Annotated in this window: 17 protein-coding genes, 2 pseudogenes and 1 riboswitch; of the genes and pseudogenes, 7 read left to right on the top strand and 12 right to left on the bottom strand. The window is 34.2% G+C overall.

Annotated elements, in window-relative coordinates; translation table 11 throughout:
• Window positions 1–178: 178 nt before the first annotated feature.
• Window positions 179–1276: a tRNA (uridine(54)-C5)-methyltransferase TrmA gene (gene trmA, locus ACGH49_RS06060; protein ID WP_411588621.1), complete on the bottom strand. Its 1098-nt coding sequence runs from the start codon at window positions 1274–1276 to the stop codon at window positions 179–181.
• A 357-nt stretch (window positions 1277–1633) separates the two neighbouring features.
• Between trmA and srmB the strand changes: the two genes are divergently transcribed.
• Window positions 1634–2932 carry an ATP-dependent RNA helicase SrmB gene (gene srmB / locus ACGH49_RS06055; RefSeq protein WP_411588620.1) on the top strand — a complete coding sequence of 433 codons (1299 nt, stop codon included), beginning with the start codon at window positions 1634–1636 and terminating at the stop codon, window positions 2930–2932.
• A 131-nt stretch (window positions 2933–3063) separates the two neighbouring features.
• Window positions 3064–3666: a peroxiredoxin C gene (locus ACGH49_RS06050; protein WP_411588618.1), complete on the top strand. Its 603-nt coding sequence runs from the start codon at window positions 3064–3066 to the stop codon at window positions 3664–3666.
• Window positions 3667–3766: 100 nt separating this feature from the next.
• On the opposite strand, the gene ACGH49_RS06045 is transcribed toward ACGH49_RS06050, so the two are convergent.
• The 8 genes and pseudogenes from ACGH49_RS06045 to eco all read right to left on the bottom strand — a co-directional run bounded on the left by ACGH49_RS06045 (window position 3767) and on the right by eco (window position 11463).
• The gene (locus tag ACGH49_RS06045) at window positions 3767–4081 is read right to left on the bottom strand and encodes a DMT family transporter (RefSeq protein WP_065608319.1); all 315 of its coding nucleotides are present in this window, start codon (window positions 4079–4081) and stop codon (window positions 3767–3769) included.
• A 24-nt stretch (window positions 4082–4105) separates the two neighbouring features.
• Entirely contained in the window at window positions 4106–4429 is a 324-nt protein-coding gene (locus ACGH49_RS06040; protein WP_411588617.1) for a DMT family transporter, read from the bottom strand.
• Window positions 4430–4992: 563 nt separating this feature from the next.
• Entirely contained in the window at window positions 4993–5640 is a 648-nt protein-coding gene (ribB, locus tag ACGH49_RS06035) for a 3,4-dihydroxy-2-butanone-4-phosphate synthase (protein ID WP_065608323.1), read from the bottom strand.
• 161 nt (window positions 5641–5801) lie between these two features.
• Window positions 5802–5979, bottom strand: a riboswitch (FMN riboswitch).
• A gap of 109 nt (window positions 5980–6088) precedes the next feature.
• Complete coding sequence (locus ACGH49_RS06030) at window positions 6089–6847, bottom strand: ABC transporter permease subunit (RefSeq protein WP_411588689.1); 759 nt, start codon at window positions 6845–6847, stop codon at window positions 6089–6091.
• Between the two features lie 243 nt (window positions 6848–7090).
• Window positions 7091–7960: pseudogene (locus tag ACGH49_RS06025) on the bottom strand (ABC transporter permease subunit); the annotation flags it as partial.
• Window positions 7961–8282: 322 nt separating this feature from the next.
• Window positions 8283–9419 carry a putrescine ABC transporter ATP-binding subunit PotG gene (potG, locus tag ACGH49_RS06020; RefSeq protein ID WP_411588615.1) on the bottom strand — a complete coding sequence of 379 codons (1137 nt, stop codon included), beginning with the start codon at window positions 9417–9419 and terminating at the stop codon, window positions 8283–8285.
• A gap of 100 nt (window positions 9420–9519) precedes the next feature.
• Window positions 9520–10629, bottom strand: a complete 1110-nt coding sequence (locus ACGH49_RS06015) for an extracellular solute-binding protein (protein ID WP_411588688.1) — start codon at window positions 10627–10629, stop codon at window positions 9520–9522.
• A gap of 339 nt (window positions 10630–10968) precedes the next feature.
• Complete coding sequence (gene eco / locus ACGH49_RS06010; RefSeq protein ID WP_065608327.1) at window positions 10969–11463, bottom strand: serine protease inhibitor ecotin; 495 nt, start codon at window positions 11461–11463, stop codon at window positions 10969–10971.
• 101 nt (window positions 11464–11564) lie between these two features.
• Here eco and ydiK point away from each other — a divergent pair, with 101 nt between their 5' ends.
• Together ydiK and pssA are read left to right on the top strand one after the other, a co-directional pair.
• Complete coding sequence (gene ydiK / locus ACGH49_RS06005) at window positions 11565–12617, top strand: AI-2E family transporter YdiK (protein ID WP_411588613.1); 1053 nt, start codon at window positions 11565–11567, stop codon at window positions 12615–12617.
• 186 nt (window positions 12618–12803) lie between these two features.
• Window positions 12804–14159, top strand: coding sequence for a CDP-diacylglycerol--serine O-phosphatidyltransferase (gene pssA, locus ACGH49_RS06000; RefSeq protein ID WP_065608331.1), 1356 nt, complete (start codon window positions 12804–12806; stop codon window positions 14157–14159).
• Window positions 14160–14717: 558 nt separating this feature from the next.
• On the opposite strand, the gene guaB is transcribed toward pssA, so the two are convergent.
• From guaB to ubiG, 3 genes are all read right to left on the bottom strand, one after another.
• Window positions 14718–16184: an IMP dehydrogenase gene (guaB, locus tag ACGH49_RS05995; RefSeq protein ID WP_065608333.1), complete on the bottom strand. Its 1467-nt coding sequence runs from the start codon at window positions 16182–16184 to the stop codon at window positions 14718–14720.
• A 216-nt stretch (window positions 16185–16400) separates the two neighbouring features.
• Window positions 16401–17723, bottom strand: coding sequence for a gluconate transporter (gntT, locus tag ACGH49_RS05990; RefSeq protein WP_411588612.1), 1323 nt, complete (start codon window positions 17721–17723; stop codon window positions 16401–16403).
• A 112-nt stretch (window positions 17724–17835) separates the two neighbouring features.
• Entirely contained in the window at window positions 17836–18546 is a 711-nt protein-coding gene (gene ubiG / locus ACGH49_RS05985) for a bifunctional 2-polyprenyl-6-hydroxyphenol methylase/3-demethylubiquinol 3-O-methyltransferase UbiG (protein ID WP_065608337.1), read from the bottom strand.
• A gap of 531 nt (window positions 18547–19077) precedes the next feature.
• Here ubiG and ACGH49_RS05980 point away from each other — a divergent pair.
• The 3 genes and pseudogenes from ACGH49_RS05980 to ACGH49_RS05970 all read left to right on the top strand — a co-directional run bounded on the left by ACGH49_RS05980 (window position 19078) and on the right by ACGH49_RS05970 (window position 21609).
• Window positions 19078–20439, top strand: coding sequence for a sodium-dependent transporter (locus ACGH49_RS05980; RefSeq protein ID WP_411588611.1), 1362 nt, complete (start codon window positions 19078–19080; stop codon window positions 20437–20439).
• A 163-nt stretch (window positions 20440–20602) separates the two neighbouring features.
• Window positions 20603–21333 (top strand): annotated as a pseudogene (locus ACGH49_RS05975) (NYN domain-containing protein); the annotation flags it as partial.
• Window positions 21313–21609 (top strand): OST-HTH/LOTUS domain-containing protein, encoded by a 297-nt coding sequence (locus tag ACGH49_RS05970; RefSeq protein ID WP_411588687.1) that lies wholly within the window; start codon window positions 21313–21315, stop codon window positions 21607–21609. The pseudogene ACGH49_RS05975 and the gene ACGH49_RS05970, both read left to right, overlap by 21 nt.
• Window positions 21610–21882 lie beyond the last annotated feature (273 nt).

The following is a 21882-nucleotide window of genomic DNA, read 5'->3' as shown; positions in this document are numbered from 1 at the left end:
TGTTTCATTGTTTTATTTCCTTTCATCCATTCCTTGCAATTTAATGCAGCCCTAGTTTATCTAGGGTTTTTTTTGTTATAAATAATTACAAGTTTACATATCCCCAAAACAACAAATTCGTTAGATATAAATTGTGTATATTTTAGCTAAAATACTCTACATTGAATATTACACCCTTTTACTTTTTACACAACACAATCCCCGTCTCGACATGATCTGTATAAGGAAATTGATCAAACATAGCAAAATGTTGAATTGAATGCGTCTTTGTCAACAACTGTAAATTGTCACGCAATGTATTAGGGTTACACGAAATATAAATAATTTTTTTATAATTTTTTACTATATTAATAGTATTTAAATCCACTCCCCCTCGTGGCGGATCTACAAGTACCGTATCACACTGATAATCATCCAAATTAATTCCTTTCAAACGATTAAACTCACGTTCTTTTTTAATTGCACTAGTAAATTCTTCAGCGGACAACCGTACAATATTAAGATTATCAATTTGATTAACTAAAATATTATGCTGAGCTGAATAAACCGATGCCTTGGATATTTCGGTTGCCAATACTTTGCGAAAGTTTTGTGCTAATGCGATCGAAAAGTTACCATTACCACAATAAAATTCAAGTAAATCACCCGCCGAATTTTTAGTGACCGATATAGCCCACTGTAGCATTTTAATATTTACTGCTGCATTTGGTTGAGTAAAACTATTTTCAATCTGGCGATATATAAATGTCTTATCCATTACAGGCAAAACTTCATCAACATAATCAACATCAATTGCTATTTTTTGCTTACTTGCTCGTCCTATAATATTAGCGATTATGCCTTGCTTAGCTAATTGCGTTTTTAATTTTTTGGCTTCTATAATCCATTCATCACTTAACTTCTTATGATACAAAAGCGTAATTAATAGCTGACCACTTAAAGTCGAAAAATAATCAATTTGAAACAAAAGATGACGCAATAACAGATTATGTTGTAACAACGGTAAAATAGTTTGCATAGCTTGATTAATTAGCTTAGTTGCAATAGGAAATTCATCAATTCGTATTCGCTTTTTATTTTTTTTATCATACATAATATGATAAAGATCTTCACCATCATGCCAGATTCTAAACTCAGCACGCATACGATAATGGCTAATAGGCGAACAATATACCGATAATTCAGGAAGGGAAAAGTTTGATAATAATGCTTTTAAATTATCTACTTTTTTTTTCAACTGTTGATTATAATTATCATTCGAGAAACATTCGGTCATATTCATTATCTGATAGTTATTAAAGGACTATTATTTAATATGGAAATTTGAGTCAACCCGTGTTAAATCACAAAATAGTTAAACATTAATTAAGCTAATTTAGCCTCAGTAGTATAAATAGTCATTATGTATATTATCTTTATGACCGCATATCATATCACAAACAGCCAAAGATGATAAGTTTTCCCTAGATAAAACATCTATTTTTAGACATAAAACTAGGTTTTAAACGATAAAAACATCACTACAATTATACACTCTATAAAGATCGAATAATACTCCATTACACTTTTATTGATTGTAGTTATAATGATTAACGTTATAATATAACCTATAATTTTAGATAAAAAGAACACTATGACAGCACACACTTTTTCTGATTTAGAATTAGATGATATTTTAATTCATAATCTTCAAACAAAAAATATAAACACTCCAACCTTAATCCAAGCACAAACGATCCCTGTTGCTTTAGATGGCAAAGATATTTTAGGTTCTGCACCAACAGGCACAGGCAAAACGCTAGCTTTTTTAATCCCGACCGTTCAACATTTACTGGATTTTCCACGTCGAAAATCTGGCCCACCACGAATTTTAATTTTAACTCCAACTCGTGAATTAGCCATGCAAATTGCTGAACAAGCCAAATTATTAACCGAATCAACAAATTTAAGCATTGCAACTATTACTGGTGGCGTTGCTTATATGAATCACGCTGAAGTGTTTAGCAAAAACCAAGATATCGTTATTGCTACAACAGGCCGATTATTACAGTATATAAAAGAAGAAAACTTCGACTGCCGAGCGGTTGAAATGCTTATTTTAGACGAAGCCGATCGTATGTTAGACATGGGTTTTTCCCAAGATGTCGAAACTATATCAGCCGAAACCCGTTGGCGTAAACAAACCTTATTATTTTCAGCTACACTGGAAGGTGAAGGACTGCATAACTTTGCTAGCCGCATTTTGAATGATCCAATCGAAATCAATGCCGAGCCTTCACGCAAAGAACGTAAAAAAATCCTGCAATTTTATTATCGTGCCGATGACTTAACTCATAAGGTGGCACTTCTTATTCACTTATTAAAGCAAGAAGAATTAAAAAAAACAATTGTATTTGTTCGTAAACGTGAACGTGTGCATGAATTAGTTAGCCTACTGCATCAAGCTGGTATCCATAGTTGTTATTTAGAAGGTGAGATGGTACAAGCCAAACGAAACGAAGCAATAAAAAGAATTAGTACTAACACTGTAAATGTGCTTGTTGCAACTGATGTTGCTGCACGAGGTATTGATATTGATAATATTACTCATGTTATTAATTTTGATGCGCCAAAAACAGCTGATGTCTATTTACATAGAATTGGGCGCACCGCCCGTGCAGGTAAAAAAGGGACGGCTATTATGTTGGTCGAGGCTCATGATAACGAATTACTACAAAAAATTGAGCGCTATATTAAAGAACCAATTAAATTGAGAACGATTGATGAATTACGCCCTAAAACTAAAGTACCAAAACCAGTAACTAAGAGGAAGCCTTCACAAAAAGCAAAACAAAAAAGTGTAAATAAAAAGCATGAACTAGTAAAAAAGAAAAAGCTAAAACAGCGACATCGTGTCACAAAAAATAAAGGTAAACCCAAGATCAATAAATAACACCAAACAATAACCGACAATTAATAGCTTAAAATTATGATACTAATCGTTTATAACAACTTTGACAATGGATTTTAATTGCTATAATGCTCTGCAACATGAGTTGCAGTTAATTATAAAGGAGAAACACTATGACACTAGTCACCCGCAAAGCCCCAGATTTTACATCAGCAGCTGTTTTAGGCACCGGTGAAATTACAAACAATTTTAATTTATCTCAATATATTAATGGTAAATATGCCGTTGTATTCTTTTGGCCAATGGACTTTACTTTTGTTTGCCCATCTGAAATCATTGCATTTGATCATCGCCTAGAAGAATTCAAAAAACGTGGTGTTGAAGTAATCGGTATTTCAATGGATTCTGAATATGTACATAATGCATGGCGCAATACCCCACAAAATAAAGGTGGTATTGGTGAAGTTAAATTTCCAATTGTTGCCGATATTAAACACTCAATTATGCAAGCATATGGTATTGAACATCCTGAAGCTGGTGTTGCGCTACGCGCTTCATTTTTTATCGATAAACAAGGTATTGTACGCCACGAAACAATTAACGATTTACCAATTGGCCGTAACATTGACGAAATGATTCGTATTGTTGATGCGTACCAATTCCATGAAGAACATGGTGAAGTTTGTCCTGCTCAATGGACAAAAGGTAAAAAAGGCATGCAAGCAAATCCAAATGGTGTTGCAAGTTTCTTAAAGCAACATGCTGATGAAATTTAATTTAATATTATTTTTTTATTCATTCATATCCTAATTTACGCTTTGCGTTACCGGAGTTGATCTCCGGTTTTTTTATATGTAATCATATAATCACAGCTGATTATAGAGTAGCATGTAAACCTACAACTCCAATGATGATAATTGCTAGTCCAAATAAGCGGGGAAAGTTTTTAGGTTCACTGAATAACAACATATTAGCTAACACTGCACCTGATGTTCCAAGACCAACCCAAACAGGGTATACAATACTCAATTCAAGATAATGGAGCGAAAAATAAAAAAGTATAAAAGAAACAAAAAAACCTCCCCAATACAAAACTAATCTAAACAGACTTCTTTGCTGAGCATATAATTTTAGACCTATCGCGCCAAGTACTTCAAAAACCGATGCTATTAATACCAACAGCCATCCCATGATAAAATTGTCCTTTTTATAATATTAACTGTCGGCACGTTTTAGTTGTACAACACCAATAATAATTATAGCCACAAAAAAGAGTTGAATTAACTTAATCTCTTTATTGAAAAGTAGTATATCAATCACCGTTGCACCAACGGCACCAACACCAGAAAATATGGCATAAACCGTGCCTGTTGGTATTTTTTTACAAGCATTAGTTAAAAATGTAAAATCAACAATAATGAGCGATACAATAATAACCCACTGCCAAAGCTCGGTTGCAATGCTAAATCCTAATATCCAACATATTTCAAAAAAGCAGGTTAACACTACAAATGCCCACTCTTTGTTTACGCTAAACATATGGCTCCCTCGTTTATATTACTTTATTTCGTAACCAATTTTTTGCAACAATGTATTTTAAGTATAATGCTTGATTATGCTCAATTACTTATAAAGTAACAGCAAAATTGAAGATGGTTCGCAAATAGAATTTGCCGCCAAAAGATATCAATTGTTATATGACCTTAACTATTAAACCAAAACGTCTAATGCTTATAAAACATTATTACATTTTTATTATTTGAACGAATATATAATAAACAAATATAAATTGCAAGAAAAATCAAATAATTCTATAGTGGCAATTTTATTTTTTCATGTTTTTTATCTATAAGTTAAAAAAGAGTTAGTAGAATTTGTTTTTACCTGCTTAAGAGGTAAATTTAGCATTATGCTCCATCCTAAAAAATACTTTTATTAGGAAAAGGGATAACACTATAAGAGAAGGGTTTATTCCTATCCTCCCTCCCCTTTCATTCGCCGATAGCTTATCTTCGGCGAATGAAGACGTCAACAAAAACAATTAATTTTTCATTAATTTATATAACACTGTTAAGCATATGACTTTCTCAAAATTAGAATTTTCATTTCAATGCCAAATGGTTACGATATTCAACAATATCTTCAATAGTCACAACGGGCATATGATGCTGTTTAGCAAATTTAACAACCTCTGACGCTCTTGCCATAGTGCCATCGTCATTGGTTAACTCACACAATATTGCAGCAGGCTTTAAACCCGCTAATGTTACTAAATCAATAGATGCTTCAGTATGACCCCGGCGAACTAATACGCCCCCCTCTTTAGCAACTAAAGGGAACACATGTCCTGGATGATTAAGATCACTTGGTTTGGCGTTATCATTCACAACAGCCTTAATAGTTGTAACGCGATCGGCAGCTGATACGCCTGTTGTAACTCCATTTGCAGCTTCAATTGAGATGGTAAACGCTGTATTATTTTTACTAGTATTATTTTCTACCATCATAGGCAAATTTAATTCATCACAGCGTTTTTTAGGCAAACATAAACAAACAATACCACTGCCATAACGAATGGTTAGAGCCATTTGTTCACTGGTAATGGACTCGGCAGCCCAAATAATATCACCTTCATTTTCGCGATCTTCATCATCTAAAACTAGTACACCTTGACCGGCTTTAATAGAGGCAATTGCTTTTTTAACACGTTCAATGGGCGTTCCAAATTCATTTAAATTAAACTGATTCATGGTAAATACCTATATTTTTATTAACTCATTTATTTCATTATTTATCTAATTAAATTTAAATGGCTATTTGCTATCTAATTAATTAAGTATAAATAAAATACCAGAATCAGGGCAGTGCTTGACCAGCATGACTTTGCCTTTCAGCAAATATTGGAAAGATAAGCAACTCTCTTTTATCCAGACTTTTACTGTCGGCTTTGGAATTTCACCAAATCTGCTTGTCCCCAATCTATCAAAATCTAACCGAGCAATAAAATAACTACTACAGTTAACAAAATAAATTAAGCGCTCGTGGGCTATACCACCGGTGGGGACTTACACCCCGCCCTGAGAATTTTGCCAAAAAATTGACGAATCACACTATAATACAAAATGATAAAAAAAACACGGAGTTTTAAAACGAAATATTGCCGCAAACAGCGGCAATAATAGAAAGAGCAGAGTTTAATTAATGCCTACGAGTTTCACTTATGCGACGCCGTTCGGCTTTACGCATCCATAGCCACGAAATAAAGCCAATAATACCAACAATTAGCAATATAATTGTTGCTAAAGCATTAACCTGAGGATCAACCCCTAAACGTACTTTTGAAAATATCAATTTAGGTAACGTCATAGCACCTGGTCCAGTCACAAAATTAGCAATAACCACATCATCAAGTGACAATGTAAATGCTAAAAGCCAACCTGACACTAACGCTGGTGCGATCATTGGTAATGTAATAATAAAAAATACCTTTAAAGGGTTTGCACCAAGATCTAATGCGGCTTCTTCAATTGACTTATCTAATTCACGCAACCTAGCACTAATTACCACACTCACATAAGCGGTACAAAATGTAGCATGAGCCATCCAAATAGTTATAGCACCACGGTCTTTTGGCCAACCAAGTACCTGTCCCATTCCCACAAATAACAACAGCAAAGCCAAACCAGTAATAACATCTGGCATAACCAGCGGTGCTGTAGTCATAAACGAAAATAAATTAGAGCCTCGGAATCCTCTAAAACGAATGATAGCATAAGCCGCTAATGTACCAAGCACAACAGCAAAAGTTGCAGCACCTGCAGCAATAGATAAACTTAGCCCAACAGCTTTAAGTAATGTTTCATTATTAATTAACTCAAAATACCATTTGGCCGAAAAATCCGCCCAAACTGTCACCAAACGGGAACTATTAAACGAATAAACAATCAAAATAATCATTGGGACATATAAAAACGAAAATACCACCAAAAAGATAAGTCCTTTCAAACACCGGAATAACAACGCAATGGTAACTAAAACTGTAATAATGAAACTAAAAACAAAACAGCCATAGTAAAAGCTCCATTCACCCAAAAGCGATAATCCCGATGATGAAATCAAAATACTCAATAAAATCGCACCAAGCAATGACGAGATAAAAACAATCAAAGCCGATCGCATAATAACGGGCAAATCGTTCATCTATTTACCTCCCATTTGTCGATTTTGGAATTTATTGAAATAATAAATAGGCACAATCAATATCATCAACATCACACTAGCTACAGCCGAAGCAGCTGGCCAGTCATGATTATTAAAGAACTCAGTCCAAAGCTGTGTACCAATCATAATCCCTTCTGAAGGGCCTAATAATTCAGGGATCACATACTCACCTACAGCAGGAATAAACACTAACATCCCCCCAGCAATCACCCCATTTTTGGTTAAAGGTACAATGATCTTAAAAAATGTCTTTATCGGTTTACAACCTAAGTCTAATGCTGCTTCGATTAACGTTGAATCGACCTTACTTAACGACGTATAAATTGGCAATACCACAAATGGTAAATAAGAATAAACGATACCAATATATACAGCAAAGTAGGTTTTCATAATAATCAAAGGCTGATCAATAACCCCTAACCACATTAAAAAATGATTTAATAAACCATTAGGATTCAAAATACCAATCCACGCATAAACACGAATTAAAAACGATGTCCATGAAGGTAAAATGATTAACAACAATAAAATATTACGGGTTGACTGTTTGCATTGAGAAATAGCCCAAGCCAACGGGTAACCAATTAAAACACAAAGCACGGTTGAAATCGCAGCAATCTTAAGTGATTGCAAATACGAATCAATATAAATCGTATCGCTAATTAGATTTAAATAATTGCCAAAATTTAACGTAATATTAAGCAAACCATCGTCATAACTTAACAAATCAGTATAAGGTGGTACAGCTAAAGCAATTTCAGAAAAACTGATCCTAAATACGATTAAAAATGGTAACAAAAATAGTAATAGCATCCATAAATAAGGGATCGCAATTACCGTTAACCGTCCATAAAGAGTCATTAAATCCGAATCATCTCGTTGTTGACGCAATTTTTTATATGTACAAAAAATTACAACTAACCCTGCTGGAATAAATAAAATACTGCCAGCAATAATAAGCCGATAAGCAAATTTAGAGGGTCTATAATGCGCTAAAAAACAACCAAAGCATGACAATAAAAAGCTCAATGTCATTGAGGTAAATAGCGCATCTAAAAATAAATTGTCAAATGCACCTGTTGTTACAAAACGCCAATAAACATTGAGCAACACAAATGCATTTAACAACAATCCTACTACAATGGATCGCATTATGATATCCTCTTTTTGTTTATTCAGTAAGCACAACACAACTGTCAACTTCCCAACTTAAGTTAACTATATCACCCCAAGTTGGCATTCCTTTACGATAACGATGCTCATTTTGCAATTGTGCAATAATAACTTGTCCACTTGGCAATTTGACATGATAAATCGATAAATCCCCAAGATAAGCGATTTCGACAACTTCACCTGTAGCGCAGTTATATCCATCTTTAGGTAATTGTTCACATAATTGAATTTTTTCTGGGCGCAGAGCAACTTTAATCGGCACGCCTTCCACCGCTGGCGAATCATAATCCACTTTAAATGGATGTTTAATAGTAGGACAACTCAAAATCAAACCATCTTCTAACGTTTCTTGCAAGATACCGTCAAAGATATTAACCGAACCAATAAACTCAGCGCTATAACGGCTATTTGGATGTTCATAAATTTCTTCTGGCTCACCAATTTGCACAAATTGACCTTTATTCATAATGGCAATACGACCAGCCATAGTCATAGCTTCTTCTTGATCATGGGTAACCATAACGCAAGTTGCCCCCACTTGTTCTAAAATGCTCACCACTTCAAGTTGCATTCGATCTCGAAGTTGTTTATCAAGTGCACCCATTGGTTCATCAAGTAACAATAATTTTGGTCGTTTAGCTAAGCTTCTTGCTAAAGCCACACGTTGGCGCTGACCACCTGATAATTGGTGTGGTTTACGTTTACCAAATTGCTCCATATGTACAAGCGCTAACATCTCTTCAACACGATGTTTAATTTCGCTATTGCTTAATTTATCTTGTTTTAAGCCAAAGGCAATATTTTGTTCAACCGTCATGTGAGGAAATAAAGCATACGATTGGAACATCATATTAATAGGACGATTATAAGGTGGAACCTGTGATAAATCTTTTCCATCTAAAATGATTTGCCCCGAAGTCGGTTGCTCAAAACCAGCAAGCATACGCAATAGTGTTGATTTACCACTTCCAGATGCACCTAATAATGCAAAGATTTCACCTTTATATATAGTCAAATTTACATCATCAACGGCATAATAATCATCATTAAAAACTTTTGTTAAATTTTTGATCTCCAATAAAGGAGTTATCATCTTTTTTTTAGGCTGTACCTGATTTGTTGTTTTATCGTTCACTCTTTTTTCCTCATAACAACAAGCCAAAAAAACGAGACGGAAAGACTCATAGCCTCTCCGTCTTGGATTATTAGTTAAGACTCGATATACAAAATATCGCTTATCTACCAGTTTTGAGCTTAGTCCATGTGCGGGTAATTACACGCTCAAGTTTTGGATCTTTAACTTTTAAAGTGAATAAATTTTTCATCACTTCTGGTTTTGGATAAACTGCTGGATCATTTTTCACTTCTGGTTTTACAAAATTTTCATTAGCAACCTGATTAGCGCTAGCAAAGTTAACATCGTTAGTAACTTGCGCTGCAATTTCTGGTTTCATAACAAAGTTTAAAAACTCATGAGCTTCATCTGGATTTGCTGAATCTTTTGGAATAGCAAAGGTATCAAAAAAGACTAAGGCGCCTTCTTTTGGTATTTGATAACCAATATGCACACCGTTATTAGCTTCGTTAGCTCTATCTCGTGATTGTAAAATATCGCCAGACCAACCCAAAATCACACAAATATCACCATTAGCTAGATCGGTAATATATTGTGAAGAGTGAAAGTAACGAATATTTGGACGAACTTTTTCTAACAACTCATAGGCAGCACCAGTATAATCCTTGGCATCTGTACTATTTGGATCTTTACCTAAATATTGAAGAGCACTAGCAAAAATTTCGGTAGGCGCATCTAAAAATGCCACACCACAATCTTTTAGTTTTTCCATATTTTCTGGTTTAAACACTAAATCCCAGCTATCAACTGGTGCATTATCACCTAAACGCTCTTTAACTTTATCAATGTTATAACCGATACCTGTTGTCATCCACACATAAGGGATAGCATATTTATTATCAGGATCATGCGTTGCCATTAATTTCATTAGATTAGGATCTAAGTTTTTCCAATTAGGCAATTTACTTTTATCTAATGGAAGATAGATATCAGATTTGATTTGTCTAGCTAAAAAGCTATCTGAAGGCGAAACCACATCAAAGCCAGAATGACCCGCCATTAATTTACCTTCAAGAGCTTCGTTAGAATCATAAACATCATAAACCAGTTTAATACCAGTCGATTTTTCAAAATCCGAAATCGTATTAGAACCAATTTGCCCTGCCCAATTGTAAAAGTGTACGACACGATCTTTAGCAATAGCAGATTGAGATAACGCTAGTGAAACACCAGCCACGATTGAAAGAATTTTTTTACGTTGAGTAAACATGCTCACCACTTCTCCTCTAGTTGTAGGGATATTACATGTTAGACACAAGCCCATTGCAAAGACACAACGGACCCCCAAATTTTACTATCGACATTGTTAACAATAACCAAAATTATCAAAATAACAACCGTCTAGCGAAACCGAGATAATCAGGCAATCACGAGTCATTAATAAAACAAATGAACTAGTAGAGCTAACCTTGCATTACGAGGGATAAAATACCTTTTTTTTTAAAGATGTCCACTTAAAAAATCAAATATTGAAAGTTTAAAGATTGAGTGGTTGTATTTTAACCACTCAGAAAATAAAGAACAGCCAATTAACAATCAAATAACAAAATTATTCAGCACTTGCTTGCATAATTTTAGCATTTGGTTGCCACACACGATATTTAACTTGCAAATCGTTCGGGACATAAAAGACTAAAGGTAATTGGCTGTTATAGCTAAACAAACCTAAATTATGGTTGATTGTCACAAATTGATTTTTATTAGTACCTTCAGGACAAGCCATTAATGTTGAAATATTACCAATAGTTTTTTCAACTACGTAATAAGAGTATCCCCAACCTTTGAGCTCTTCTTGTTTAACAAAACCACCTATATTTTGCAAATTACAGTCAACATTCATTTCTTTACCAATGATCACCTCAACTTTCGCATTATTTTCATCTGCAATAGTTGGTAAATGAATAGCATAACGCGTAAAGCCGACTTGAGCAGCTGGGAATGGTGCTATATCATTGATATTTTGTACAACAGGTTGCTTTTTTGGTGAATTTGCACATGCTGTTAATGCTACACCTAATAATGTTAATAACAATAATTTTTTCATTTTTAATCTCCATTAACTAATTAATCATAAACACCATCATATTAATTTTCAGCGATAATGCGTATAATAACGCTAACTAGATTAATAAATATGGTGTAAAAATGCCAGCAGAAAAAAACACTACCGATTTACTCAAATTGATTTTAAACCTGTTAATTATTGGTTTACTAATCATTATTACCTATCGTGTTGTTGAAGTTTTTTTATTTGGATTTTTCTGGGCTGTTATGGTGGTGATTGCTACTTGGCCATTAATGATAAAAATCCAACAAAAACTGTTTAACAAACGCTGGCTATCACTACTGGTAATGGCACTAATATTGGCCTTTGTTTGCATTATACCTTTCATATTAATTATTAGCTCGGTAGCACAAAATGGTCATCATCTTATTGAATGGGCAAAAACACTATCTCATCAAAAACTACCAACACTTGATTGGCTTGAAAGAGTACCGGCCTTTGGTCTTGAACTACATCAAAAATGGTTAAATTTAATACAAACTGATGGTTCTGATTTAGTTTCAAGCATACAACCTTATATTGGTACCATGATAGGTTGGCTACTTGAGCAAGCTACCAATATTGGTATATTCATCTTTCATGCAGGTGTAATGATTATTTTTAGTCTATTACTCTTTTTAAATGGCGAAAGTATCACCAAATACATTTACCTACTAGCTAACAGATTATCAAAACAATATGGCCAAATCACCGTCACATTAGCAGGGCAATCCATTCGAGCTGTAGCACTTGGTGTTGTGGTTACCGCAATCACCTTAGCCTTAATTGGTGGGTTAAGTTTTATATTAACGGACATGCCTTTACCGGGAGTACTAACACTAATCTTATTTATTTGCTGTGTTGCACAAATTGGTCCCGTGGTTGTAATGCTGGGATGCATCTTCTGGCAATTTTGGGCAGGTAACACCATTGCTGGTATCGTATTAATTGTTGTGGCAATTATCTTAACCACCTTAGATAGCGTAATGCGGGCTTACTTAATAAAAAAAGGTGCCAATTTACCATTTTTACTTATATTATTTGGTGTGATTGGCGGTTTGCTTGGCTTTGGTATAATGGGATTATTTATTGGTCCAGTCGTACTAGCTTTAACTTACAAAATAATTCAAACATGGGTTGATGAACAATCATAAACAATTTATTATCACTGAGTAGGAAGCATAAGAGCATAAAAAAGTTGCTAAAGACATTACTCGACTTAAAGCAACTCAGCTACAATGCATACAAATTAAAAGGAGTGTTATTTTACTGGCTTAACTTATCTTACATTTGAAAACAATTTTTTAATGTAACTTAACAGTTATAATGACAAATAAATCATGCGAATACCATTTATAAAATACAATCACCAAAAACACCTTGACGAATTAGATAAAATTCAGCAAGATGCCGAGCAATATCATATCTGCTATAACCCCAAAGCATATCGACTGGCTTTAATTGAAAATATCAAAAAAGCCCAGCACCGAATCTATATAGTTACACTCTATCTAGAGCAAGATGAAGCAGGTCAAGAAATTCTTAACGAACTGTACCAAATCAAACAGCAACATCCTGATTTAGATATTAAAATATTTGTTGATTGGCACCGTGCACAGCGTGGAAGAATTGGTGAGGACAAAGCCCATACCAATGCTAATTATTATTACCAACTAAAACAGCAATATCCTGATATTGACATTCCCATATATGGTGTACCAGTTAATCGCCGTGAAGTATTAGGCGTGCTGCATCTAAAAGGTTTTATTATTGATAATACTGTCATTTACAGTGGGGCTAGCATTAATAATGTCTACCTACACAAACGTGATAAATATCGTTACGACCGTTATCACTTTATTACCAATCCGTTATTAGCCGACAGCATGGTGCAGTTTATTCACGATCACTTTTTACCATACCAAGCGTTGCAACTACTTAATATTGGCACTCATAAAACTAGAAAACAAATCAAATCTGAAATAAAGGTGTTACGCCAACATTTAATGGATGCCAATTATCAATATAATGCCAATACCGACAACCAAACATTATCGGTTGCACCAATAATGGGGCTTGGTCGCAATAACACATTAAATAAAATCATCCATAACCTAATCAACGTAACCGAACGAAAAATCACCTTTTGCACGCCTTACTTTAATTTGCCAAGCATTTTAGTGCGCGATATCATTCGCTTGCTTCGTAAAGGTCGCCAAGTTGAACTGATTATTGGTGATAAAGAAGCCAACGACTTTTATATTCCACCAGACCAACCTTTTAACATATCAGGTGGATTACCCTACTTATACGAAATCAATTTAAGAAGCTTTATTGAGCGCCTACAATCTTTTATTGACAAAGAGCAACTCATCATACGCCTGTGGAAGGATGGAGGGCAAACCTATCATCTTAAAGGTATCTGGGTGGACAATAATTGGGTACTTATAACAGGTAACAACCTAAATCCACGCGCTTGGCGACTTGATCTGGAAAATGGCATATTAATACATGATCCAAAGCAAGAATTAAGCCATAAATTTAACCAAGAACTTGACACTATTCGTCAAAAAACCACATTGGTCACACATTTTCAACAAATCCAAGCGAGCCAATTTTATCCGAGCCAAGTTCATAAATTAATAAAACGAATTAGCCGCATAAAAGTGGATAGAATTATTAAGCGGTTGCTATAAAAGTTTTCAACTAGACTTTTGCTGAAAAGCTTTGATACTTTTTAGGTGACATTTTCCCTGATAAATAAAGCCCTCCAGAAATGCTTATGTTTCGTGGGCTAACGTTCTTCCTTGTCAACACATTCTGACATAAGATTAATAATTATATTAACCTTTTTAGATTATAAAAATCATCATTTAACGTATTGTTTCTTATTTAACTTTACAAATAAGGTCAAATCATTATAGAGTCTTTAGGTTTCAAACATCATGATCTCTTGATGAAATGAATAACAGTAGTGACAAAACCTGATTTAGCGAGTTCATTTCCCTCTATAACTTACTCACACATTAGCTATAGAATATAACCTTCAGTTGCCTTCCTCTGTTACTCGTGTCATCCATGTTTGATGCACTAATCAACTCCCGTTGTCGACATATTGTAAGCGCTAGGATAAGGCACCTCAAAACAAACCATCATAAAATCAAACTGAATCATAACAATTTGATTTAAATAAAAATAAAAAAATAAATATTTCAATTAAATTCAAGAAAGAGGAAAATTCCTCCTCTCTCTTTTTATGCTCCAGCTCTGTAATTAGGTGACTCTTTGGTGATAAGTACATCATGCACATGGCTTTCTTTCATTCCAGCACCAGTAATGCGATAGAATTTGGATTTAGTTTTTAATTCATCAATTGTTGCACAACCAGTTAATCCCATGCAAGATCTTAATCCACCCATTTGCTGATGAACAATTTCTTTCAAAGGACCTTTATAAGCAATACGTCCTTCTATACCTTCTGGCACAAGTTTATCTGCAGCATTGTCAGTTTGGAAGTAACGGTCAGAAGATCCTTTTGTCATCGCGCCAAGCGAACCCATTCCGCGATATGATTTATATGCTCTGCCTTGGAATAGTTCTATCTCACCTGGCGCTTCTTCAGTACCTGCAAACATTGATCCAACCATCACACAAGATGCACCTGCTGCAATAGCTTTAGCAATATCACCTGAATATCGAATTCCACCATCAGCAATAACTGGAATATTGTATTTTTGTGCAATTTCGACAGCATCCATTATGGCGCTAATTTGCGGTACGCCAACACCAGTTACAATACGTGTAGTGCAAATTGAACCAGGTCCAATACCTACTTTAACAGCACTAACACCTGCGTCAATTAAGGCTTTAGCACCTTCAGCTGTGGCGACATTACCGCCAATAATTTGTAAATTTGGATAGGAATTTCTTGCTTGGCGAATACGTTCAAGCACACCTTCTGAATGGCCGTGTGATGAGTCAATCAATAATACATCTACACCAGCTTCTACTAATGCTGCAATGCGTTCTTCATTACCTGCCGCTGCACCAACGGCGGCTCCAACAAGCAAACGACCTTGCTCGTCTTTACATGCATTGGGTTTTTGTTCGGCTTTGTTATAATCTTTGACCGTGATCATACCCTTTAGGTGGAATCGACCATCAACAACAAGGACTTTTTCAATCCTGTATTCGTGCATTTTTTGAAGAACGATTTCACGTTGTTCACCTTCATTTACAGTAACTAAGCGTTCTTTTGGTGTCATCACAGCAGTAACAGGTAAAGAGAGATCCGTTGCAAATCGTACATCGCGTGCAGTGATAATGCCAACTAGTTCTTGAGTTTCAGTCACAACCGGAAAACCAGCAAAGCCATATTCTTTAGCTAGTTCGATAACTTGTTGTATAGTCGCAGTTGGTAAGACTGATACAGGATCTTGCACTATGCCACTTTCATGTTTTTTAACACGTTTTACATGATTGGCTTGATTTCCAATTGACATATTTTTATGAATAAAACCAATACCACCTTCTTGAGCTAGTGCAATAGCTAAATCTGATTCAGTTACAGTATCCATTGCGGCAGAAAGCATTGGAATATTGAGCTTGATGGTTTGAGTTAGTTGAGTACTGATATCAGCCGTGTTAGGTAATACAGTTGAGTGTGCTGGAACTAATAACACGTCGTCAAACGTGAGAGCTTCTTTCACTATACGGGACATGACAATATTCACCATTGAGTTAAATTGTTGATAAAATATTGCCGAGGTATTCTACTTACTTTTAACTTAAAAGGCTAGGAGAATTTTATTCTATATTGAAATAAAAAAATAAATAAACATGAAAATACAAAGAAACTAAATATAAATGAAAATATATTGCTCCCCCTCACCAATTAAATAAAACTGATGAGGAAAAAATATACTCTTGATGTTTTATTAAATAAACATATTAATAGCTAAGCATCCTACTAACCCACATACGGAAATTATGGTTTCTAATAGTGACCAAGATTTCATGGTTTCAGAAATGCTTAAATTGAAATATTCTTTAAATAACCAAAATCCAGGATCATTTACGTGCGAAAATACAACACTTCCGGCACCTGTTGCAATAACCATTAATTCAGGACTTACCCCTGTTGAAGCAATTAGAGGGAACACAATGCCACCAGCTGTCAACGCGGCAACGGTGGCAGAACCAAGCGCTAATCGAAGTAATGCAGCAATTAACCAAGCCATTAAAATAGGTGAAATATTCGATGAATGCATCATTTGTTCAATGTAAACTTTTACACCACTATCAACAAGCACTTGTTTAAATGCTCCGCCACCACCAATAATTAATAACATCATGGCAATAATCTTGATTGAATCAACTAAAGTAGCATTAACTTCTGCCATGGAGCGTCCACGTAAAAGCCCAAATGTAAATACCGCAACTAATACAGAAATCAAAGTTGCAATGACTGGATCGCCTAGAAATTCTATATAAGGTAGCACTGCATGTCCTTTATCTAAAGTCATATCGCAAACCGCACGAACTGACATTAAAATAACTGGAATTAAAGCAGTAAAAACACTGACGGTAAAACTTGGCATTTGCTCATCAGTAAATTTTTTAGAATTATATAAACCTTCTTCAATTGGATGATTAATTACGCGAATAAATGGTAATCCTGCTAATACTGGGCCTGCTAAAATTACCGTTGGGATACCGATGATAGTACCATAGAATAAGGTACGCCCCATATCTGCTTTAAAAATTTCTGCAATAGCTGTAGGGCCAGGATGTGGAGGTAAAAAGCCATGCGTCACAGATAAAGCCGCAGCCATAGGAATACCAATATATAGTGGCGATATACGTAACGTTGCGGCAATAGTTAATACTAATGGTAATAAAAGAACAAAGCCAACTTCATAGAAAAGTGCAAAACCAACAATAAAACCAGTAAGTGTAACCGCCCATTGGATTTTCTTGTCACCAAATGTTTCAATTAGTGTTGTTGCTATACGTTGAGCCCCACCACAATCGGCCAATAGTTTTCCTAACATTGCCCCAAAGCCCATAATTAAAGCTAAACTACCAAGTGTACCACCTACTCCATTTTTTATGGATTTCACCACATCCATAACAGGCATACCTTCCATTACACCAACACTTAATGCAACTAGAATTAGAGCAATAAAACCATTGACTCGAAGCGGTAACATTAAAATAAGTAGCAGTGCTACGCCAATAGCAATTATTAATAACGGCATAAATAAATCCTTTAAAATAAAATGGCCCGTGTTATCGGTAACACGCGAAATTATAGAGAATTTTAAAAAAAATACAGGAAAAAATATCTAAAATGAGAATTTGATCACATTTTTAAAGCAAATCTGATTTTCGTGCCATTAATATATAATTTATATCCACATTTGAACTTAATTTGAATTGATTTTTAAATAAAAGATATTCCATACCAATAATATCCTCTACCTCTAATTTTGCTTGCTCAACAAGTGCCATTAGCTCTGATGGGCGGATAAATCGATTAAAATCGTGTGTACCTTTAGGTACCAAATGAGCAATATATTCTGCACCATAAATCAATAATAATTTGGCTTTATGATTTCGGTTAATAGTTGATAAAAATAGTTTACCTTTTGGTTTAAGTAATTTGGCGCATGCTTGTATGATTGAAAACGGCTCAGGTACATGTTCTAATAATTCCATACAAGTAATGACATCATACTTGGCAGGGTGTTGTTGGGCATGATCTTCAACTGTTTGTTTTTGATAATCGATCGATAGATCATTTTGCGAGGCATGTAATTTGGCAACGGTTAGCGATTGCTCGGCAAGATCAATAGCTGTAACTTTAGCGCCTAATTTTGCTAGACTTTCAGACAATATTCCACCTCCACAACCGACATCAAGCACCAGTTTGTCGGTTAGTGATCCGCATTTTTGTTTTATATAATCCATACGCAATGGATTGATGATGTGTAACGGTTTACATTTACCATTTGGGTTCCACCAATCGGCAGCAAGTTGTGAAAATTTGTTGATTTCGTTTTGGTCGATGTTTTGCGACATAGTAGCTCTTTAATATCAATAAAATCTAAAAATTAACTATATGCTATGTGCTTGTGATTATCAATAAATCAGCCTAATTAATCTTGTTTATTTAAAATAATAGCAGATTAAACACTATTGTTTATTATATAATTTATCCTACAAAATATGATTGCGCCTATTAATGAAGCTGTGAGAAGGAATCGTTCTTAAATATGTTTATTTAGTTCAAAACATATCATTATTGTTTAACAAATATAATTGACATTCCTTTAGGTATGGCGCTTTTATTATTTTTTATTGCAGATTTTAACTTTTTAACTGTTTTGAAGATGTTTAATATGGTATAGTAATTACTATAATCACCTTAAAAATAAATATTATACATTCCCATCACTACTCGCTAAATTTTTATACAGATATAACTAATAACTTGCATAATATCTTGTTTATAGAAGTCTTTCATGGCATGATTGAAAAATTCACTTATAAAAGACATACTTTTTTCACAACGCTAATTAAACTATTTTGAGAATAAAGGAAACAATATTAATGAGTACGGGTACTATGAAAAAAAGTCACTCACAGTGGAGTTCGCGCATGGGATTTATGCTTGCCGCAGCTGGCTCTGCTGTTGGATTAGGCAACATTTGGAAATTCCCCTATATGGCAGGTGAAATGGGGGGCTCTGCATTTGTGCTTACCTATTTAATATTTATGTTTATTATTGGCTTGCCAATTTTAGTTTTAGAATGGTTAATTGGTCGTCGCGGGCAAAAAAATCCAATTCATACAATGGAAGATGTCGCTGTTTCAGAAGGCCGTTCAAGATCTTGGCGCTGGGTCGGTATTATTGGCGTAATAGGTTCTTTTTTAATTCTATCATTTTATAGTGTTATTGGGGGTTGGGCGACCGATTACATTGTTTTGGCTACTCAAGGTTCTTTCGAAGGTGCTAATGGCGAAGCTACTGGTCAACTTTTTACCCATTTCCTTGGCGAGGTTAACAGTCTACTAACTTGGCACACCATATTTATGTTTGCTACAGCATTTATTGTTGCTCTTGGTGTTGGTGCTGGTTTAGAACGCGGTTGTAAATTGATGATGCCTGGGCTAGGTGTATTATTACTTGTTTTAGTTGGTTATGCTGCTTATGTTAGCGGTCCATCTTTTTATGATGCTTTTAAATTCTTGTTCACCCCTAATTGGTCTGCAATTAACGGTACAGCAGTATTGGCGGCATTGGGACATGCATTCTTTAGTCTATCTTTAGGTATGGGTATTATGATGGCATATGGTTCTTATCTGGGTTCAGATGTGAACTTACTATCAACTGCACGTACTGTAGTTATTTTAGATGTAATTGTAGCGATGCTATCTGGTATGGCGATTTTCCCACTGGTATTTGCTAACGGTTTACAACCTGGTGAAGGACCAGGACTTATTTTTGTCACCTTACCGATTGCTTTTGGTAATATGGCTGGCGGCACTGTTTTAGGTGTTTTATTCTTTATTTTCCTTACTTTTGCTGCATTAACTTCTTCTATTTCATTACTTGAACCAACAGTTGAATTGTTAGAAGAAAAAACACCATTGGGTAGAAAATCAGCAACAATTTTAAGTAGTTTAATTATTTGGGCATTAGGTATCGCATGTATTTTATCATTTAATGAATGGGCTGAAGTGAAACTATTTGGTAAAAATATATTTGATTTGCTTGATTACTTAACTAGTAAAATAATGTTACCTGTTACAGGTTTAGGCACTGTGATATTTGGTGCTTGGATGATGAACCAAAAACGTATCCGTGAAGAATTAAATCTAAGTGATTTTTGGTTTAGTGTTTGGACGGTATTAACTCGTTATATTGTTCCTGTTGCGGTAATCATCATTTTGGTTTATGGATTTTTATAAAACCTAAAGTTAATTTTTAATCCAAATAAAAGCCTTGAGTTATCAAGGCTTTTTTGTTTAAATAAAAAACGATTAGCTTAGAATAAAAGCTATATGTACTACAATTACATCCATAACAATAACTAGAATATATGCATAAATTTTGTAGGGGGAAATAACTGAAATGAGTAAATTGAACCAAAAATTGGCTGTTCTTATTGATGCGGACAACATATCTTATAGTTTCATATCACTACTACTTGATGAAATTGCTAAATATGGAGTAATTAGTGTCAAACGCTATATGGTGATTGGAGTTCACCTCAATTAAATAATTGGAGAGAACAATTATTAGCTCACGCAATTACACCCGTTCAACAATTTGCTTATACAAAAGGTAAAAATGCTACGGATATGGCTATGGTAATTGATGCCATGGATTTATTATATAGCAATCATTTTAATATCTTTTGTATTATCTCTAGTGATAGTGATTTTACTCGTCTTGCTTCTCGAATAAGAGAAAATGGTATCGCCGTTTATGGTTTTGGTACTGATAAAACCCCCGAATCATTAATAAAAGCATGTGATAAATTTATTTATCTTGATAACCTAACAAAAATTGAAAAAAACGCAACAGTAGCGATATCTGGGCGTAAAACTGCTGATGAATTAAAGAAAGATGAAAAATTAATTAATTTTATTAAAAAAGCCATAAAAGAGAAAGAGGATGAACAAGGGTGGTCACAGCTAGGGGAAGTTGGTCAGTATATGAATAATATTAAATCTGATTTTGACTCTAGAAGTTATGGCTACGCCAAATTATCAGGTTTAATAAAAGCACTTGATGATATATTTGAACTCAGATCAGATGTTTCTACAGCAAAAGTTAGAATTATTTCTAAAGAAAAACACTTTCCTGCTCCCCAAAATACCAATTCCAATAAATTAAAACAAAAAACGGAATTAATTAATCTTATTAAAAAAGCTATTGAAAAAAGAAAAGATAATCTTGGTTGGGCAACACTAGGACTAATTGGTACCCATATTAAAGATACCAAACCTGATTTTAATGTTAAAGATTATGGTCATGCTAAGCTAATAAATTTAATAAAAGCCATTGATATCTTTGAATTTAAATTAGACAAAAATACAGCAAAAGTCAGAGTATGCCCAAAAACAGAAAAATAATCTTTTATAAATAAAATTTAACAGATTAAATCTTGTGCAGGATTTATCTCTATTTGGTATCCTACAAAGTTATGTTTATATATATATACATATAACAGTTAAAAAATGTAATCATATTAATTTCATTAATATTCTCCCTTGAAATTCCATTTTTTATTCCCATATAACAATTCATCAATTATTAAACTATTAAACAACTTGTGTCCAAATAGTGTTAAAAATAATTTTATAAAGCAGTACATTAAAAAAATAGAAGGTTAAAATCTATATTGC

Source organism: Gilliamella sp. BG7, from assembly GCF_046635565.1.
Taxonomy (GTDB): Bacteria; Pseudomonadota; Gammaproteobacteria; order Enterobacterales; family Orbaceae; genus Gilliamella; species Gilliamella apicola_P.
The sequence above is the reverse complement of the archived record's forward strand: the minus strand, read 5'-3'. Positions and strand labels throughout refer to the sequence as shown.

Coding starts and splice junctions, on each gene's coding strand:
- ACGH49_RS06030 (WP_411588689.1), bottom strand. CDS start 6,847: ATGATTATTTTGATTGTTTATTCGTTTAATAGTTCCCGTTTGGTGACA.
- ACGH49_RS06045 (WP_065608319.1), bottom strand. CDS start 4,081: ATGGGATGGCTGTTGGTATTAATAGCATCGGTTTTTGAAGTACTTGGC.
- ACGH49_RS06050 (WP_411588618.1), top strand. CDS start 3,064: ATGACACTAGTCACCCGCAAAGCCCCAGATTTTACATCAGCAGCTGTT.
- ACGH49_RS06040 (WP_411588617.1), bottom strand. CDS start 4,429: ATGTTTAGCGTAAACAAAGAGTGGGCATTTGTAGTGTTAACCTGCTTT.
- eco (WP_065608327.1), bottom strand. CDS start 11,463: ATGAAAAAATTATTGTTATTAACATTATTAGGTGTAGCATTAACAGCA.
- ubiG (WP_065608337.1), bottom strand. CDS start 18,546: ATGTCGCAAAACATCGACCAAAACGAAATCAACAAATTTTCACAACTT.
- ACGH49_RS06015 (WP_411588688.1), bottom strand. CDS start 10,629: ATGTTTACTCAACGTAAAAAAATTCTTTCAATCGTGGCTGGTGTTTCA.
- gntT (WP_411588612.1), bottom strand. CDS start 17,723: ATGCCGTTATTAATAATTGCTATTGGCGTAGCACTGCTACTTATTTTA.
- ACGH49_RS05980 (WP_411588611.1), top strand. CDS start 19,078: ATGAGTACGGGTACTATGAAAAAAAGTCACTCACAGTGGAGTTCGCGC.
- guaB (WP_065608333.1), bottom strand. CDS start 16,184: ATGTCCCGTATAGTGAAAGAAGCTCTCACGTTTGACGACGTGTTATTA.
- srmB (WP_411588620.1), top strand. CDS start 1,634: ATGACAGCACACACTTTTTCTGATTTAGAATTAGATGATATTTTAATT.
- pssA (WP_065608331.1), top strand. CDS start 12,804: ATGCGAATACCATTTATAAAATACAATCACCAAAAACACCTTGACGAA.
- trmA (WP_411588621.1), bottom strand. CDS start 1,276: ATGACCGAATGTTTCTCGAATGATAATTATAATCAACAGTTGAAAAAA.
- ribB (WP_065608323.1), bottom strand. CDS start 5,640: ATGAATCAGTTTAATTTAAATGAATTTGGAACGCCCATTGAACGTGTT.
- ydiK (WP_411588613.1), top strand. CDS start 11,565: ATGCCAGCAGAAAAAAACACTACCGATTTACTCAAATTGATTTTAAAC.